The 17,251-nt window shown below is 56.8% G+C and carries 7 protein-coding genes and 1 pseudogene; all 8 read right to left on the reverse strand.

The features are described 5' to 3' along the window. Window positions 1-12: 12 nt before the first annotated feature. Window positions 13-2,805: an RHS repeat-associated core domain-containing protein gene (locus tag ACYZT6_RS01305; protein WP_462025409.1), complete on the reverse strand. Its 2,793-nt coding sequence runs from the start codon at window positions 2,803-2,805 to the stop codon at window positions 13-15. Then, a complete protein-coding gene (locus tag ACYZT6_RS01310) occupies window positions 2,802-7,319 on the reverse strand; it encodes a SpvB/TcaC N-terminal domain-containing protein (RefSeq protein WP_462025410.1) in 4,518 nt (1,505 codons plus the stop codon). The genes ACYZT6_RS01305 and ACYZT6_RS01310 overlap by 4 nt, the downstream gene beginning before the upstream one ends. Continuing rightward, window positions 7,316-9,022 carry a Tc toxin subunit A-related protein gene (locus ACYZT6_RS01315; protein ID WP_462025411.1) on the reverse strand — a complete coding sequence of 569 codons (1,707 nt, stop codon included), beginning with the start codon at window positions 9,020-9,022 and terminating at the stop codon, window positions 7,316-7,318. The genes ACYZT6_RS01310 and ACYZT6_RS01315 overlap by 4 nt, the downstream gene beginning before the upstream one ends. Further along, window positions 8,926-11,130 carry a neuraminidase-like domain-containing protein gene (locus ACYZT6_RS01320; RefSeq protein WP_462025412.1) on the reverse strand — a complete coding sequence of 735 codons (2,205 nt, stop codon included), beginning with the start codon at window positions 11,128-11,130 and terminating at the stop codon, window positions 8,926-8,928. Before ACYZT6_RS01320 ends, ACYZT6_RS01315 begins: the two co-directional genes overlap by 97 nt. A gap of 27 nt (window positions 11,131-11,157) precedes the next feature. Beyond that, window positions 11,158-14,565 carry a Tc toxin subunit A gene (locus ACYZT6_RS01325; RefSeq protein ID WP_462025413.1) on the reverse strand — a complete coding sequence of 1,136 codons (3,408 nt, stop codon included), beginning with the start codon at window positions 14,563-14,565 and terminating at the stop codon, window positions 11,158-11,160. A 71-nt stretch (window positions 14,566-14,636) separates the two neighbouring features. Next, window positions 14,637-15,068, reverse strand: a complete 432-nt coding sequence (locus ACYZT6_RS01330; RefSeq protein WP_462025414.1) for a hypothetical protein — start codon at window positions 15,066-15,068, stop codon at window positions 14,637-14,639. Between the two features lie 55 nt (window positions 15,069-15,123). Continuing rightward, window positions 15,124-15,987, reverse strand: coding sequence for a methyl-accepting chemotaxis protein (locus tag ACYZT6_RS01335; RefSeq protein WP_462029895.1), 864 nt, complete (start codon window positions 15,985-15,987; stop codon window positions 15,124-15,126). Further along, a pseudogene (locus ACYZT6_RS01340) lies at window positions 15,982-17,043 on the reverse strand (methyl-accepting chemotaxis protein); the annotation flags it as partial. The gene ACYZT6_RS01335 and the pseudogene ACYZT6_RS01340, both read right to left, overlap by 6 nt. Window positions 17,044-17,251: the final 208 nt, after the last annotated feature.

Consider the following 17,251-nt stretch of genomic DNA (forward strand, 5'->3'; position numbering starts at 1 on the left):
ATCAACACCGGTTTACGGATTGGCGGCTCGCAGGTATTGGGTTCTGGATGAGCGCATCGATTGCACATGCGCGGCGTAGTCAATGGACGGCAGTCGGCCGGTGGGGATGTTGATGTCCCTGGGGATCAGGGCATTGCAGTTCATGCAGGTGGGGAAATCGGTAGCTTGCCGGGAATCGGAAACCCCTTTGAGTCGTTGAGTCATCACAAATATGTTGTTCAGTGGGACGCTTGCACTCGACGAGTGATTGAGCAATGCGTTCCTGCTCCGCACTTCTGCATGACGCCCAGGTGTGCCGGACTGGATAGGGAACAAATGTCCGGAATGACCTAAATGGTCGCGGATGTCCCTGGCCAGCGCCGGGTGGAGGGCTATGTCATTCTGGTTGGCGTAATCGCGTTCAACTTGAGCCATGTAGGTTTCTGGCTGGGTGACTTCAAAGATCCCCAAGTCCCCCGGCCCGCTTGTCGAGGGGAAAGGATTGCGAAAGAGGGCGATCCCGGGATAGGTCCTGTCCCCCAACTGTTCAGGGAAGTTGAAATGCTCCATGGACGAAAAGCTACCGTCCACCGTCGTGACCGCTGCGTGTGCGGTGTACTCATTCAGTTTCTTTTTCGTATAGGCCTTGAACGCTGGGTAAGTGGCTTCGACCCCGGCGATTTCCTTGGGTGTCAAAGGATTCGTCCGATTGGGAAATTGAGCTTTCAGCGCGGCCAGTTTTCCGTCCTTTGCTTCTGCCAACAACCTTGGAGCGTCTGTCATCGAAACGGTTTTTTCTGAAAACTGTTTGTAGTAGTTGAGCACGATGGGGACGTTGACCAGATCATCGCGCACCAGCCCCTGCGAATCGGCAAATCGCACCGGGTTGTTCCCCACCATGCAATACAGGTTCAACCCGTCAGCCGTGCCCGTCGGGTCCGGGCTGATCCAGCGTTGCAACCATGGCGCGTAATACCGCTGGCCGTAGTAGTACAGCCCGCTGGCATCACGTTCCTTGCCCGAGTAACGGACGGTTCTGTATTTCGCTTCCAGCGCGTTACGCGCCGCTCTCCACGCCGTGCCGCCAAAGGGGTAATAACCTTCCTCGCTGATCAGGTTGCCTTCGCCATCCAGCTCCATGGTGTTGGACCCCAAGTGATCGTCGAAACCGAAGCGCAACGCGTCGTTGGTGATACCGGAAGGTGTTCCCAGGCTCCAGTGCAGGCAGCGAACGTTGCAGGTTCCCGCCTGAACGGTGATGACCTCGAGTTTTTCCGTCGTGCTTTCGCGTATCTCCAGGCCAGGCAAATACAAGACGTCGCGGCAGCGGGTGAATGCGTGGGCGTTTTGGTTTTGCCGTTTACGAACGCGCTGGCCGCTGCCGTCGTAGAGGTAACTTTCCGTATCCGCTTCCTGCTCTGCATGCTCCACCAGGGTCACGCTTTGCAATTGGTTGCGCGCGTTCCACAGCAGCGGTTGCCCGGTTTGCAGGGCCTGCAGATTGCCGTTGGCATCGAAGCCGGTTGCAAAGTCGGGGGACGGATCACCGGTTTTCCATGACAGCCCACGATTGCTGTCGGGGGCGATGCGCATCTCGCGGGTGTAATTATTGCCCTCGCGCTGATGCTGCAGTTTGATCAGGTTGGCGCGTTCGTCATAGGTGTAATGCTGAGTGAAATTGAGCAGTCGGCTGCGATCACTCGGGCTTGATCGCCAGACAGGAAGCGCTGCGCGGATGTCCGCTGCCTGCTCTTCCCGGCCCGTCGCCTTGACCAGCTGATACAGGCTGTCGTAGTCATAAGTGCTGCGCGGCGTTACGCGTTGATTGGCGTTGTGCTGCTCGGGTTTGCTGTGGTCTTCGACACTCAACACGTTGCCGACAGCGTCGTAGGCGTAGTGCAGTTTCTGAAGAACGTGGGTAGTCGCACGCGAAAGGCTTCGCTGGATCATGCGGCCGTTTTCGGGCGCATACATCGCCGCGCTGGTGACCTTGTCTCCCAGCACCTGGGATTCGATTTGACCCTGCGCGTTGTAGCTGACTTGATCGAGAATCAGCTTCTGTTGAGTCGTGCCACTGAGTTGCAGGGTGACTTTCTCCAGCTGACCGGCGACATCGAACCAGAAGCGTTGGGTATGTCCTTTGGCATCTGTCTGTTCGAGGACTTCGCCGGTCGGCGCGTGTCGCCAAGTGGTGGTATGGCCTGAACCGCTTTCAAGCAATCCCTTGCGCTCGTCGAGGTCTTCCGGCCAATGGGCTGCGTGCTGATCTTTCAGCAGATGGCGCGTTTGGCTGAGCAGTTTTCCCGTCAGGTCATACCCGGAAAAAAGCACGCTGCCCGCCGGATCATCGTGGCGAATCAACCGTCCGCACCGGTTGGTTTGTGCATCGTCGGTGGAGCTGGCTGCGTAAGTGAAACGCTCGATGACCTGAAGGGATTGCTGGGCGGATTCTTCGTGAATCGCCAGTGGGCGCAGCTGGTTGTCATAGTCGGTTTGCCAATGGCTACCGCGCGAGTCCCACGTGTCCAGCGCCTGCCCGGCCTCTCCAAAAAACGCCAGACGCCAGCCGGCATCGATGCTGTCGATCAGGAGTGTGGCGCCCGACAGGCTGCGGACTTGCCTTGAGTCTGCGGTGTTCAAGTCAGTCAAGACTGCGGGCGAGTAGTGCTCGATGATCTGTCCGCTGATGTCATGCCGGTTACGCGTGATACGGGTTGCTGGTGTCTTGATCGATTCGTTGCACAAGTAACGGACTTCGCGCAGCGCAAGGCCACGGCCGTCGATGACGTTCAGGGTCGGGGTGTGGCGATGAACATTGACGCTCATTGCGCACCTCCTTGCGCCGGGAGCTCGGGCTGGGTGTCGTTTTCGTCTTCGGTGATGGAATACCAGGGATGCAAGGTGTGATGGCGTTCGTCACCCTTGGCATTGATGACACGTATGAGACGGCCCATGGGGTCATGGAAATATCGATCACAAAGGCCTGATCTGCGCAGGGATTCATCATTGATGTAGCGGTGCCGGTCACTGAAGTACGGCCGCCAGGTACGAGTCACCAGGCCCTTGTTGTCGTATTCAGTGCGCTCGCTTACACGCCAGCGAACGCTGACTTCGTGTTCTTGCGGTTTGTCGCCGACCCACGTCAATGCACCGTCTTCGTTGACCGCTAAAGCTGTTCCTCGCCCGGCTTTGTGTTTGCTTTGCAACGGCCGGCCAAAGCCATCCCAGCTAGCGGCAACGATTCGGATTTGTGTGTTTTCAGAATCGTTGGGGTATCGATCTGCCTGTAGCGTGGCGCAGTAAACCGGTTCGCGCTGCACGCTGGCGACCTTCGCGTGGAGTGTTCGTTCGTAAGGTGTTTCTTTGATTGCGTGGCGGGCCAGACGCGCACGAGCGCTGGCGCGGATGTGACCATCGGGCAAAAGATCGCCCATGGCGACGGCCTCCTTACACCATTCCTGTTCCTGCTGAGTGGTGGCCACGATGTGTCCCATCCAGCTGAACGAATCGTAGAAGTAAGCGCTGGCGACTTGCTGTAATGCCTGCTCCGGGTTTTCGATCGCAAGGTCAGGCCGGCCGTGATAGCGACGGGTATGGGTGGAGAACGGCGAGAAACTGATGTTGTGATCGGCGCTGCTTTTGTAATGGCTGATGGCGTGAACGTGGCCGAAAGCATCGTACGACGCTTCCTGAATAACGTTGTTTGAGTCGGTGATCCGGGTGGGTTGGAGCATTCGGTAATCAATACTGGAGGCGGTGGTCGTGCAGTTGTCCGGCAGTTTGATGCTGGTTGTCAGGCAGAAATATGGGTCATGGGTGAAGGTGGTTTGACCCTGTTGCGGGCTCTGTTTAAAACTCGACGGTTTGAAAAAACCCTCCAGTTTTTTGTACGTGACGAAGCTGCGTCGTACCGACCAGAGTTTGTCCTGCTTATCCCACTCAGCGTCGCCCGGTAAGGCGATGGGCATTTTTTTGTAGCCTTCATCCTTGAGTCGTTGAGTCAAATCAAAGGACGGCGCCTGCGTTTTGAGTACGTCGTAAACCTTCAACGCCAACTCATTGAGTTCGGCTGTTTCCGTGTGATCGACCAACGCTTCGACACTGGCTTCTCCGTCCGCATAGGGACCACTGGCATCAGGCTTTCCATAACGCTGTAAAGACAGACCGGTCATGACCTGTAGCGTTTTCCATGCCGCCGAAGCGCTCAGGATCAGCAGTGCCTCATGGTTGATGCCAGAAGGCGACAGGCCCTCGGCCAGAGGTGCTTTTGGCAGTTTCAGAGCATTCGTGCGTTGCAGATAAGGCAAGCCCAGTCGTCTGCTCTGCGGGGTCATGATGTGGATGAATTGGGCTTTATGTTCGGTCACGTAGTAGAACTGCTGGGCCTCGTCATGGGCGTCGAGCCACCATTTTTTCTTCCAGGGATCGCTGAAAGGGCAGGCATCGACGGCTGTTGTGCGCCGGGCATAGCTGATCTCAAGATGGTGGGTCAGGTAACCGCGGGCGTCCCAGTTCAGATTGATCGTGTGGGTACAGCGCGGATCTTGCGGGAAGCGCTCGTATTGATAATGAATCGACTCCACGAGCACCGGGTGCAGGATCGAGTAAGGGCTGTGCTTGCCCATGCCCTTGAGCTCGTTGACCCTGTAGCGGTGTTGTTGCACCGAGTACGGAAGCTTTGACTTATCGCCCTGATCCGGGCCGTAAACCTCCACCCGCAAGATACGTCCGTTGAGCGCCCGGGCGATTTCACGCCGGCGAGCTCTGGACCAGGTGTTGGCCGGAATATGTCGGTCGCTGCGCGGCGTCCAGCTTTCGCCCAGGTTCTGAATGGTGCCTTTGAGCTGCACGGCTTTTTCGTCGCTGTAATCTCGATCATGGATGATCAGATCAACTTCATTGCCGACATGGAACCAGGTTTTGCTCAATGTCGGTACGGTTTGCGGATTAGTTGCTTTATTACTACCCGTGTCAGTTTTCACGAGCAGGCCGAAACCCCGGAATTCGCGTTCGGCGCCGTCGTAAAAGCCGCGCCGATACTTGAATTTCTGGGTTAGAACATTCCCGGTGATTTCATCGAATCGAGTCTGCTGCTTGACCAGAAACAGCGGAAACGGCAAGCGTGAAACCGCCGTTTTCTTATTTTTGAGCACCTGTTTTTTTTCGTCCAGCCACTCTTGTGCCGAACTGCGGTAGCTGAGGGTGCCGCTGGCGCCCATGTTGTTATTGGTCGATTGCAGCAAATAGGGTTTGGTGCGGATGAAGTCGCATCGCCAATGCCGTGGCGTTGCCCCCGGTACGCTGAAAACCAGGCTGGAGCAGCCGAGTCCTTGCAGGTCGGTGACACTGACCTGGCAGAACCGGTCATAGCGAAAACCTGCGGGCCATGGCATGTCGATCGCCGGGCTCAGGCCATTGCCGCACCGGTTCATGAAAATCCGCGCGCAGTGGGGTTCCAGATAAATAAGGTCGGCGCTTCCAGAGCCGTCCAGGTCGGCCAGCAAAAGACGCGATGCGTCGAATTCTTCCAATGAAAGTTCCGGTGTGGCGATCACCCGGCCTTTGCCGAAGCGTCCGCGACCGAGGTTGGGCCAGCATTTCACTTCGTTGCGACGGATACGAACCAGATGCTGTTGCCCGCTGCCCAGAATGTCGCTGAAGGCCACCAGTTCGCTGGATGAATTGCCGGGCAGTGGCAGGTCATCCTCATCAGCCCCGCGATCCATTTCGGTTGCCGCAGCGAAGCCGGCGCCTTTGTGGTTGGCATACAGTCGAACACTGCGCGGGCCCAGCATCACCAGATCGTTGAGCCCGGCACCCATCAGATTGGCCAATTGTCCTTGAGGATGGAAGAACTCAGTCGGTACGGCGTCAAGCGGGGTGAAGTTCGACCAGGTGCCGTTGGGTTTCAGCGTGAAGAAGCCACTGAGCCCCGGTTGCGCCACGATCCAGTCCGGGCGTCCGTTTGCATTGAGGTTACCGAGAAACTGTCGGATGGGTTTGCGGCTGTCGGATAACGGCAGATGTGGCAGGTCGCTCAACGCTTCATAGGTGACATGGTCGCCTCCCAGCTCATCGCGTACCGGTTGGCTATAGCGCCAGCTTTTGTCGGTGCGGTGCAGCACGCCGGGCAGTCCTTCTCCCAGCAGATCGACGAACTGAAAGCGCTGTTGATGATTGAGCCCGGACAACGCCTCGAACGGTTTGAAGCGTTGAATCTCAGGTTCCAGCGTGAAGTCGGTGTAGGTGAATTCGAGGGGAGGATGGAGTTCATCAGTACTTTCGCCATAGGCCTGGTCCAGCGCTGCGCTCAGGCAGCTATAGGAATGAGGGCTGGTCAGGTACTGGATCACGGTGCGGCGAACCAGTACCGGCTCGGACCCCATTGATGGTTCATCAGGGAAGTAATGAAACATCAGAATTTGCTGGCATAAACGTTGAGTTCTCAGCTCGAACCCATAGGAAAAATCCGAGAAGGGATCGCTCCGTAGCGGCGGCGTTTTTGTTGTCCGATGCGCGGGTTTTTCATCCAGTGCGGTGCTGCGTTCACCGTAGTCGAAGCACACTTCGAAGTGCCAACGTACGTCCTTGAGCCCCCCGATTTTGCCTAAGTACAGCTGAGCGTCAGCTTCAAAATTGCCATAGCGCACCCGCCCAAGGTATCGCTGGGCACGAGTGTCGGCAGGGTCCTGCGTCGAGACCGGGTCCGCGTTGTACTCATACACAATATGCTCGCCATGAGGGTTCATGCTCTCTTCAAGCAACCACTCGCCCACGTGCGATAGTGCATCGTGATCCGCACGGCGTGCCGATGGCGTTTTTCCAAACAGATGCCGGGTGCCGTCGGCGTTGTGTATCAGCCAGAAGCCCGGTTCGCCTATCGCGCTGGACCAATGTTCGATCAGATTGAACGCCGTTTCGATGCGCGGTCGATAGCGCACGACCGTGTGTTCCACCTGCCGAATGCCGTCGCTGCAAAGCTTTTGGCTGGATTCGATCACGCCGGTGGTCCGGTTCCGCTCAGGCATCAACACCTCGCCGTCGGGGCCGATGAACAAATCATCACGGGTGTAGGACGGAACGCCCACGTGGGTGCGTCGTGTGACGGTTGGCAGAGACAGTGTCCAGCCGAGGCCGAACACCCCGTTGCCCTGAGCACTGCTGTAGCGTAAGGCAAGGGCCGGGGCGTATCCGCGACCGGGTGAAATGGGCAGCGGAATCTCGCAGGAAGCGCTCCCGCTTGAGCCGATTGCACCGAGGCCGTTACCGATGCTTTGAATCGCCCCCCCACCCTTGGGCAAGGCAGGAGGGGTGACAGGGAGGGCGGCGTGTTCGCTCATTGCGCACCTCCATTTGCCCTGGCGGTGTACTGCACGTGCACGATGATGTCGGTCAGGGATTCAAGCATGCTTTTTTGGGCGGTATGGTTGGGAAATGACAGTTGCCATTTCGATACCGCTCCGGTGTATTCGAAGGGCAGGTAGCGATCATCCTGAAAGCTCAGCGTGAACAGACCGCTGTCGTCGATGCCTGTCGACAGGGCAATTTGCTGATTGGCGCGCAGACTTTTCATGACGGTCTTGTCGGCGCCGGGCATGACGACTTCGCTGTCGGTCTGGGTCAGCGTGGCGCGGATATCGTCATAAGGGCCGAGGACGGCCGGCAGGGAAATGCTGATGGTCTTGATCCGGCGCAGGCAGTGCCCCGGGTAGTCGTTATCAAACAGGGCCTGCGTTAATTCAAACTCGCATGAGCCTGTATCCAGCAGGATGGCCTTCATTCCTTTGATGAGTGTCTTGTCTGCTGCGAGCGTTCCGTCCCAGGGTTTGTTGATCGACGGCGTGATGTTTTCCTTCAGGTGGAGCTTGCTTAACGACACGGTCTTGCGGATTTCCAGTTCGCGCTCGTTGCCCAGCAGCCAGGCATTCTTCATCTTCATCAAACCCAGCTTCATGCGCTCGCCAGGGCCGAGCCCACGGTAGGTGCTGTTCCAGGTCTGGTTCTGGAAGAACGGTTGAGTGGTGCTGTCGGCCGTCTCGTAACGCCAGCTCCGTTCGGTGAACTGGCATAAAGAGAACGTCGAGTCATACACCTGGTAGTAGAAGCTGGAGAGTTGGTGGGTGAACCACTGGTAAAGCTGTGAGTTGGTGAAGCGCTGGCTAAGAAAATCGTAAGAGGTCCGGGCGTGAGCCAGCGACGTTTGAGTCTGTTGCAGAAGCAGTCGCGAAGCAGTCTCTCGTTCAATCTCCACCGCAAGCTGTGCATCGATCTGGGCGATTTCGAGCTTTGCCTGGTCGCGGGCGAGGGTCCAATCCTGATGGCGGCGTCGATACTGCGCGGCACGCTCCAGGGCTTCGCCCGCGCCGTAGGCTGCGGTTGCCACCCCTTGTTGCATGGCCATCATGGCAAGCGCGCCGCCCTCAAGGCGAGCCCCGCCGTCCGCCAGACCAAAAATGTTGGGAACCACTTTCAGGCCCTGACCTCCGGCATGCGCCGCATGGGCGCCGGCTTCAGCGATACGCCCCTCCAGATGGAACGCGGCAGCCGTCACTTCTTCCAGATTGACGACCTCGTTGACCCGCTGACTGTAGTAATCGCGGCGGCTTTCGACGAGGGCTTTACTGGCCAGTAACGCTTCCCGGGTTTTCTGATCGATCTTCAGGGCCTGGGTCTGCAGATCTACCGCCATGGTGGCGATATCCCAGAGGTGCTGCTGCTGAAGTTCCTGATAGCTGGCCTGCTCGCTGCGCTCGATGAACGACATCAGCGTTTCGCCGAACTGGATCACCGTGTCTACCGCACTCATGGCATGGGCATGCAGGGCACTGAAACGGTAAGGCGGAATCTCGGTGCCCAGACGCTGGGCCAGGCCGGGCTCCGCAGCGCGAGAAGGATTGGCACCGAGCTGTCTGTTTGAAGCGGCTGGAGCTGCGAAGAGCGCCAGCCTCAGGGGGCGGCCCACAATGTCGAGGTTATGCCGAAGGTTGTGCAGGCGGCTTTCGAGCTTTTCCCAGCGTGGGAGCAACACGGGGTTGAAGGGCAAGCGCGAATGCGGCGCGTCAATCGCATGGGCAGAATGTGAGTGGACGTACGGACGGACACACACACTTGAGGGACCTGCTCTGGAGCGGCAGTTGTCTTGAGTTGCTTGCCTTGTTCTCCCAAGGCTTTTTCAAAGTCACGCAGTTTTCTATTGGGCTCCTCGCTGAACGCTTTCAATGTGATCTTTGCCCAAAGATCGGTTTGCCTGATATCCGGTCGCGGGCCCAACAGATCCTGTGCGCGCAGGTACCAGAGTTTCGCCTCGGTCAGACTGTCGGGAGACAGTTGTCGGTAAGCGGTGTCGCCACGATTGAGCAGAATATCGAGGTAGAGCATGTACAGGGCTTTGCGAAAGTGCACGGGATGACTCAGTGCAATCTGGTGCGGATCCTGTGGTCCCTGTAGGGCATAGCTGGGTTGGCCGGGCTTGGGTGTGCCGGTGATCAGAGGCACCGCGTTCCAGTAATCAGGATTGCTGCCACTGACTGCTTTTCGGGCGGGATTGAACAGGTACTGCAACCAGCGTTCGGCTTCACCGTATTGGCGCTCCTGGTTAAAGCGGTGCGCCACCAGCCAGGGCAGGTAAAGGAACAACTCGACGAAGTAGCGACCGTAGGCACCGTAGAAATCCAGTGGCTCCGGCGGTTTACCGCTCTCGAAGGAGGGCTCTTGCAGGTGCTGAGAGGACCAGCTCAGCAACGTTTCCATGCTGGTTTCTGCGCGCTCGATCAGGTGCCGGGCGAAGGTGATGTTCATTCGGATGGGTTGGCGAGGCGGGGTTTTCGGAGTATCGCTGTTCTTTATTTCGGACTTTGAAAAGTCGATGAATTCTGTTGTACCTAATGCGTTGTCCAGACGTGATTCGATACTGGGTGTTTGCGACAAGGTTGACGAGTGACTGCACTGGAGCATTCTAGGGTTGGAAGGTGGCCACTTCTCCATCAGCTCAATGAGTGTTTTGTCTTTATCTTTATCGAGTGTTTTGAGGTGAACGGTCGACTGGATAACGGCGTCTTTGTCGATGACGATTGACAGGCAGAAGTCGAGATAAATACCAAACTCTTCTCGACCTAATTTATTGACATACAAGGCGACGAACAGGGATGAGGAGGCGGGATGACAGGTGGCAATGGTTCTCGTGTTTGCCTTCAATTTTGCCAGGTCCATGTCTTCAATCGATTCGGCCGACCAGTAATGTTGAATGCATGTCTGCGGCGTACTCCAGCTGCCGTCGTATTTCTTGAAGCACAGATTCAGACGAAACAAGGGAAAGGCTTTGTTCTTGTTATCTTCTTTGCTCGCCTGATCCTGAAAGATGCATTCCGCCCAGATCACATACAAACGATTGTTGAACATGACTGGACGGATGGTGTGTTCAAGGGTGCTGTCCGAAACGGGCAAGTTGATGCGGTGCCAGTCGGACCACGCTTGCGGCTCCGGAGCATCATATTTGGCAGTCCGGGAGCCAGCCACGAAGGGGCGACATGACATGTCCAGCGAGCGCCAATACCAGGTATTGGCAGCACGGGATTTGGCAATGAAGTGATAAGTGCTGTTGGCGAAATCGCTGCCGTCGATGTAACCGTTGACGATTTGCAGGTTGGCCACTTCCTCCAGCCTGGTCAGATAAGCCAGCACCGCTGTTTGCACGGACTCGGCAGTGAGCTGGTTTCGGTTCAGATCGTTTTCCAGCTGCTCGAAGCTTGCGGTGCGGGTCTTGCGCAGCGTCGGATCAAGGTAAGTCGCCGGAAAATAGTACAGGCGCTGATTGGTGGCCCAGTCCTGATAGTGATGCATGACGGTGCGCCAGGTGTCGACCTGGTCAGTGGGAATCTGCGCGGTGTGATACCCCGGTTCCATGTTGGCCAGAATGCTGATGATGTACTGCTGAAGACTGGCAATTACGCAGGCTACCGGGCTGGTCGGCACATCCTGGCTGACCAGTACATCAAGCAGCCAATAGTGGTATAGGTCATCGGCCGTCTTGAGGTGCTCGGCTATCTTCAAGTCTTGCAGCTTCTTGTCTTGCGCAACAATCGCCGTCAGATAGAGCCCGAGCTGCGCATCACGCAGGCTTTCGTTCAGTTGTTTTTCAATAGCAACAGACATGTTCATTCCTTGAGCATGTATTGAGATTTAGTGACTGGCCGCCATGATCGTTTCACCGACCGTTTTCCATTGGGCAGTCGAACTGTTTTCGTTGAGAGCAGCAGCACCGAGCAACGCGTTCGTGCCAAGGCCGGTGACTTTACAGGCGCTGTGACAACGCATGACCCAATCGATGTCCTTTATGGTTTGGGCCCTCCTGAACGGCAACTGCGAGGTAAGCACGGTGACTTCTGCCGCTGTCCAGTTCAGGAGTTGGGCCAGACGCTCGTTGACAGCGCTTGTCTCGCCACCATTGAAATCGGCGAACTCCAGGTAGCTCAGCAGGTTTTCTTCCGGCTGCTGGTAAGTGCTCATGAAGTGGTTAAAGCGATCGAACAGGTACAAGGTTTTGAACGAGAGCCTCAGTTGTCCATCCGGCATGTCCAGCCAGCGGGCAGTGCTCAGAAGTGCGCGCAGGGCCTTGTTGCTCAACTGCAACCGGACAGCGGCCTCGGTGTGGCGCAGCAGCGGATGCAAGGTGCGCGCGAGCTCATGTGAGTCTTTAGACACAAGGGCCGCGGTGAGAATCTGATGGACTGAAGTGCTCGCCCATATCACGACGTCTTTTGCACAGTTCATGGGCAGCAGGAATGTTTCCTGCAAAAATGCTTCGATCAGATGCTGCTGACGATCATGGGCCAGCAAGAGAAAATTCTTGAGTTTCTGCTTGCTCTCGTCTTTGAGCTTGCGGTTTTTTTCGTGATCGTCGTCCAGTTTGATGGAGTCGTCATCGACGATTTTGTTCAGAGCGGCGGTCAACGTCTGCGATACATCGTGTTTGATCGTGGGGGCGACATTTTTTACCAGCCCTTTGTCATCTAACAGGGTATTCGCCAGTTTCGCCCTCCAATCAGCTTTCCCCGGCAATGCCAACACCGCCCACTCTTGTGCGGTGACCACACTCGCGCGCGTGTCGGCGATGAATTTGGTGAGGTTCTGCTGCAAATTCCCCAACGGATAATCGGCGCTGGTTGGCAATTCAAGAACACGTTGCAGCATGGGGATGTCGTAGGCGGATTCTTTGATCCAGCGAGTTATCCAGTCCAATTGCATCAGGACGTCGAGGAGGTCGAATGCAAAAACGCCCTGGGGGGCTTCATTACTCAAAAGCACTTCAGTTATTTCGCCAGTCAAGGTGCCAATCGAGGTTAAGCCCCCTCCCTGATAAATGGATTGCAGTATCAGACGCGGATTTTTCCGGTGGGTAAATTCATCGAAACCAGCACCACTCCATTTGATGTTCTGGCCCTCCAGCGAAGAGATACCTGTCGAACCAGTGGTTGGAGTCTGCTTGATGTAGATCGACGGCTCATCTATCTCGCCTGATTCTTTGGTAAAGCTCAGGTCAAGCCTTTTGTCCGTTGTGTTGTTTGCGAACCATGACGTGTTGGTCCTCAGTCTTGACCCCGCAAGGAGGGTGGCTTCGCCCGGGCCGCCCTGTTCCGGAAGCAGAAAATGTGCGATCAGCTCAAAATACTGCCTTCCGTTTTCGCCATTTATTCGAAGTGTCCGCATGCCGTTGTTACCCGTTGCCAGGCACCTGGAAATGTTTTCCCCTCCCAGCAAATTGGCCAGCGTCGAACTTTCGCTGATCGAGAGACCGAACATCCGCGCGATGCGCGCCTGGCGATAGATGGACGACAGCGTGGGCAAATCACACTTGAGCGAGCCCAGGTGTTTTTGCGTATTTCTGACGACCTGCAATAGCGAGTCCTCTGTCAGAGGCAAGCCAAGACTGATGCTCAGGTGTTGGAGAATGGTGTGAGAGGCTGGATCCGAATTCTCCGCCCGAAAGACACGGCCATCGAGCTTCAGCGGTGCGTCAAATACCCGGGCCTGATTGAACACCTTATCGAACAGCGTGATGTTATCGCCGGTCGCGCAGGGTAATACCTGGTGCAGCAGCGCGCCAAACTCTTCAGCGGTGATTGAGTACTTGCGATTCAGGTATCGATAAACACCAAGGGCACGGATGGCATGGCAGTCGAGCTGCATCTGGGCATTACGTGGCCGCTTCAATTCAAATGCGCTGCACAGCAGACTGTCCAGCTCTGTGAAAGGAATGTCGAGCCAACGCTGGAGGCGAATCATTCGATGCAGGCGTTCGAGTTGGTCCTCGGTCGCATTGGCGATTTCCCCGAGGCTTTTCTCTCTGTCCAGCGACATGCTTTTCTCAGGGGGTGCGAGAGGGCCGTTTACGTAACGTGCGCCGTAGGGCTGGGTGTAAGGTGCCGACAATAAGTAATGCGCAGAAGTGTTGGGCGCGTGTTTGCCTTGCGCCAGCAAGGCCTCCAGTTGCTCGGCTTTGAGTTCGGTTCGCTCAAGGAAGCGGTGTATTTGTTTCAGATCGGAAATGGATGCAGTGCCGTAGATCTTTTCCCAGTAATTGTTTTTTTGCTTGCTCTGTTCGTCGGGGGAGAGTCTGGCGAACGCCGTATTTGTCAGGATCTTTTCAGCCCATGGCTGTTCTGTCAGCAACGCTTGCTGTTTTGGGCCCAGCCCGGACATCAGCCTCTGAGCGTTAGCGGAGGAGGCGTTCTGTATCGTACCGAAACGAGAACCGTAGTATTGCGTGACAGGCAGGTATTCGCTGACGAGGTAATTCAGTTCCCCGAGCGTTGGTTTGTCCGCGCTTAGACCCAGCAGGCACTGATGATGGAAAAACTCGTACGGAAGGGCAAAGGGGTAATTTCTTTGCGCTAAAACGTCATAGGTCGATTTACCTCTGTCGTCGGTGGTCTTCAGCGCGTCCAGGATATTCTGGCCCAGGATCGCATTGACGATCCCGAGCATCGGTTGCGCGGTGAAGGTGCTTTGCTGGTCAATCGACAGGTCAGCAAGATCTGGACGACGTTTTGCCAACGTGATCCGGTTGGCTTTTTCTCCCTCTGTGGACGAGGCGCTGGATTCCAGTTGCAGGGCAAACCGGTACAGCGCTCTGAGGTAGGCGACCGGTGAATCGATGGCGGCGATCGAGTCGTTCTTACACGCGTCGTCCCAGTTCTCTTTGAACAGATGGGAGTAGGTGGGGCCCTGTTTCTCGACAGCGCGAATACCCGGGGGATGCCAGTGGTGCTGTGCCGTTCCGTCCGATGTCCGGTGCTCCCGGTAAAGGTGGTTGATCTGCGCGGCATAACATCTGGCGTCGTTGTAGAGCACTCCGGTGTCGATGCTGGCGGCCTGCGTTTTGAGGCTCTCGTCATTGTTGATCGCGGTATCCAGACGATCCTTGAACTCGGCCGCGGTCATCCCGGTGATGTCGAATACCGAAGTGATGTTCAGCTTTTCTTTGAAGAGTGTTTCAAATGCTGACGATTTGCCCTCGGGAGCGAAGGCCTCGATCAATGTATCGAGTAAGGGTTGAGTTGAATTCTCACTTGAGGAGGTGTCGTCCATGCCGATGCGTTTCCGATGAAGGGTTGGGCATCGACATTACGGAGTAGCTAGTGGGAACGCTGTCAGCTGTATCAATCAGCGGAACTGGAAGTTTCACCACCAGGCAGGGGAACAATGCCGGGAAGGCTGTAGGATTCTTTTTTACGGCGAATGACACGACGGGTTGGCAGGGTCGAAATACTTTTAGGAAAGGGAGTGTTAGCTTCAATCAATGATTTCGTTGGATTGCAGGAGGCATCATGGTCAGCATTACGATTAGAAACCAGGACGATCAATCTATGGAGCAGTTGCGTGTCGCAGCCCCCCAAACGGGCGCTCGATTGAGGAAGAAGCAAGGGGGAGATTTGACCACCGATGAGCGTGCCGAAGGACTTGGAAGCCGAGTCCACAACAGATTCAGCATCACGGGTGGGATAGAACTCGATCTTCCTTCGCGTCACGAGAAAGCGAAAGCGGTGGACTTCTCTGAGTGATCGATGCTGGAGCGGACGCTGAGCGTCCATTGAGGCATTCCCACGCGGGAGCGTGGGAACGATCCGATTCACCGCAAATTGAATGTCAGACGCGGAAGTGACTCACCATCTGCTGCAACTGATTCCCCAACCGCGCCAGTTCAACACTGGACGCAGCCGTTTCATCACTCGCGGCGGCGGTCTGTTCTGACACGTCGCGCACGTTGATGATGCTGCGGCTGATTTCTTCGGCCACGGCGCTTTGTTGCTCGGCAGCGGCAGCGATCTGCTGGTTCATCGACTGGATGTTGGACACCGTGCGGGTGATGTTTTCCAGCGATACGCCAGCCTTGCGGGTCAGGGCGACGCTGCTGTCGGTCAGGGCGCGGCTGTTGTTCATCACGGTCGACACTTGTTTGGTGCCATTCTGCAGGCCGGCCACCAGACCTTCGATTTCTTCGGTGGACTTCTGTGTGCGCTGGGCCAGGCCGCGGACTTCGTCGGCCACCACCGCAAAACCACGACCGGCTTCGCCGGCACGCGCGGCTTCAATCGCGGCGTTGAGGGCCAGCAAGTTGGTCTGTTCGGCGACGGCTTTGATCACGTCCATGACGCTGCCGATCTTGTCGCTTTCCTGTTGCAGCACGCTCATGGCTTCGGTGGAGCGCGCCACTTCGCTGGCCAGACGTTCGATCTGGGCGATGGCTTCGTTGACCACTTTGTCGCCTTCGCGAGCTTCGCCATCTGCGGCAGCTGCAGCCTGGGAGGCTTCTTCGGCGTTACGCGCGACTTCCTGAACGGTGGCGGTCATCTCATGCATGGCGGTGGCCACTTGATCGGTCTCGATCTTCTGGCTATTGACGCCGGCGCTGGTTTGCTCGGTGACGGCGGACAATTCTTCAGCGGCGCTGGCGATCTGAGTGACGCCGTCGCGGATGCCGCTGATCAAGTCACGCAGGGTCACGCCCATGCGCGCAATGCCTTGCTGCAACACGCCGAGTTCATCGCGACGCGTCACTTTGACGTCCTGGGACAGGTCGCCGCTGGCGATGCGTTCGACCACGGCCAGGGTGTCGCGCAACGGGCCGGTGATCTGACGGGTGATGATCACGGCAGCAATGATGCCCACCAACAACGCCAGCAACGTGCTGATCAGCTGCAGCGTGCGCGCCTGGGCGCTTTCGACGTCACGACGATCGAGCTGGATCTGATACAGCTGATCGCTCAGGGTCACGATGGCCGCGCCCTGGTCGGTCATTTCCTTGCGCGCCTGCACGGCATCGGTGTTGGCCGCTTTATAGGCGAGCAACGCGCTGCGGTAGTTGCCGAGTGCGGTTTCCAGCTGACGCAGGGCGTCTTGCTGGGTCTCGGCAAACTGCGCGTTGAGCGGTTTCAGGCTGGCAATCGCCGTATCCAGTTGGACAACGGCCTTTTGCTCGGTCTCGGCATTGGTGGTGGCGGTGTAGCCGCGCACTTCGTAGCGGGCCAGGATGAACGCTTCCTTGGCAGCGGTGACGGCCTGGAATTGTTCAAAACGCTGATCGCTCATGGGCATTTGTTGCACGCGGGTGCTGATGGCGTCGATCAGCGTGCTGGCCGTTTCAGCATTGGCGACCATGACATCGCGGGCACTATTGCCAGTGCGGTAAGCGCTGCGCATTTTGTTCAGCGACGTCTTGTAGGCGTCGATGTAAGAGCCCTGCTCTTTGAGCAGCTTGAGGTTTTCCGGGCTCTTGAACTTCGACAACAGCGACTGTTGCTGGGCGGAAAAGGCGTCAAGGGTGGTCTGTACGTTCTGAGCGGCGGTTTCATCGCCGTTGGTCAGCATGTATTGCAGGCGAACCACACGAAGCTTGGTCAGGCCGGAGTTGAGCTGAGTGATGTCGCTCATCCAGTTACTGCGGTCAATCAACCCGCCCAGGCTGGTCCAGCCGGTCAAGGCCAGTACGCAGGTCAATGCCAGAACCAGGCCGAACCCCAGGCCCAGTTTCATGTTCACGCTGATGTTGCCGAACCAGCTATTCATCAAATTCCTCCAGGAACGTTGCGCTTTCGATCGTCGGTTGGCTGGAAGATTGTTGTTTTTAAGTGCCAGCAAGGGTGTGTAGCAGGTCTGTATCGGCAGCAATCGCGAGAGCTGAAAGGATTTTGTCGGACAGATCTGTAACAAGGTTTTTGTCGGCGGCTTAAGCTTTTTTTCACATGGGTTTCACTGGCTGCCGACGCGCGCCTCT

It is taken from the genome of Pseudomonas sp. RT6P73 (assembly GCF_054897715.1).

Bases quoted from the DNA above. Each gene is read 5' to 3' on its own strand.
- ACYZT6_RS01335 (WP_462029895.1), bottom strand. From the start codon at position 15,987: ATGGGCGTGACCCTGCGTGACTTGATCAGCGGCATCCGCGACGGCGTC.
- ACYZT6_RS01305 (WP_462025409.1), bottom strand. From the start codon at position 2,805: ATGAGCGTCAATGTTCATCGCCACACCCCGACCCTGAACGTCATCGAC.
- ACYZT6_RS01325 (WP_462025413.1), bottom strand. From the start codon at position 14,565: ATGGACGACACCTCCTCAAGTGAGAATTCAACTCAACCCTTACTCGAT.
- ACYZT6_RS01330 (WP_462025414.1), bottom strand. From the start codon at position 15,068: ATGGACGCTCAGCGTCCGCTCCAGCATCGATCACTCAGAGAAGTCCAC.
- ACYZT6_RS01320 (WP_462025412.1), bottom strand. From the start codon at position 11,130: ATGTCTGTTGCTATTGAAAAACAACTGAACGAAAGCCTGCGTGATGCG.
- ACYZT6_RS01310 (WP_462025410.1), bottom strand. From the start codon at position 7,319: ATGAGCGAACACGCCGCCCTCCCTGTCACCCCTCCTGCCTTGCCCAAG.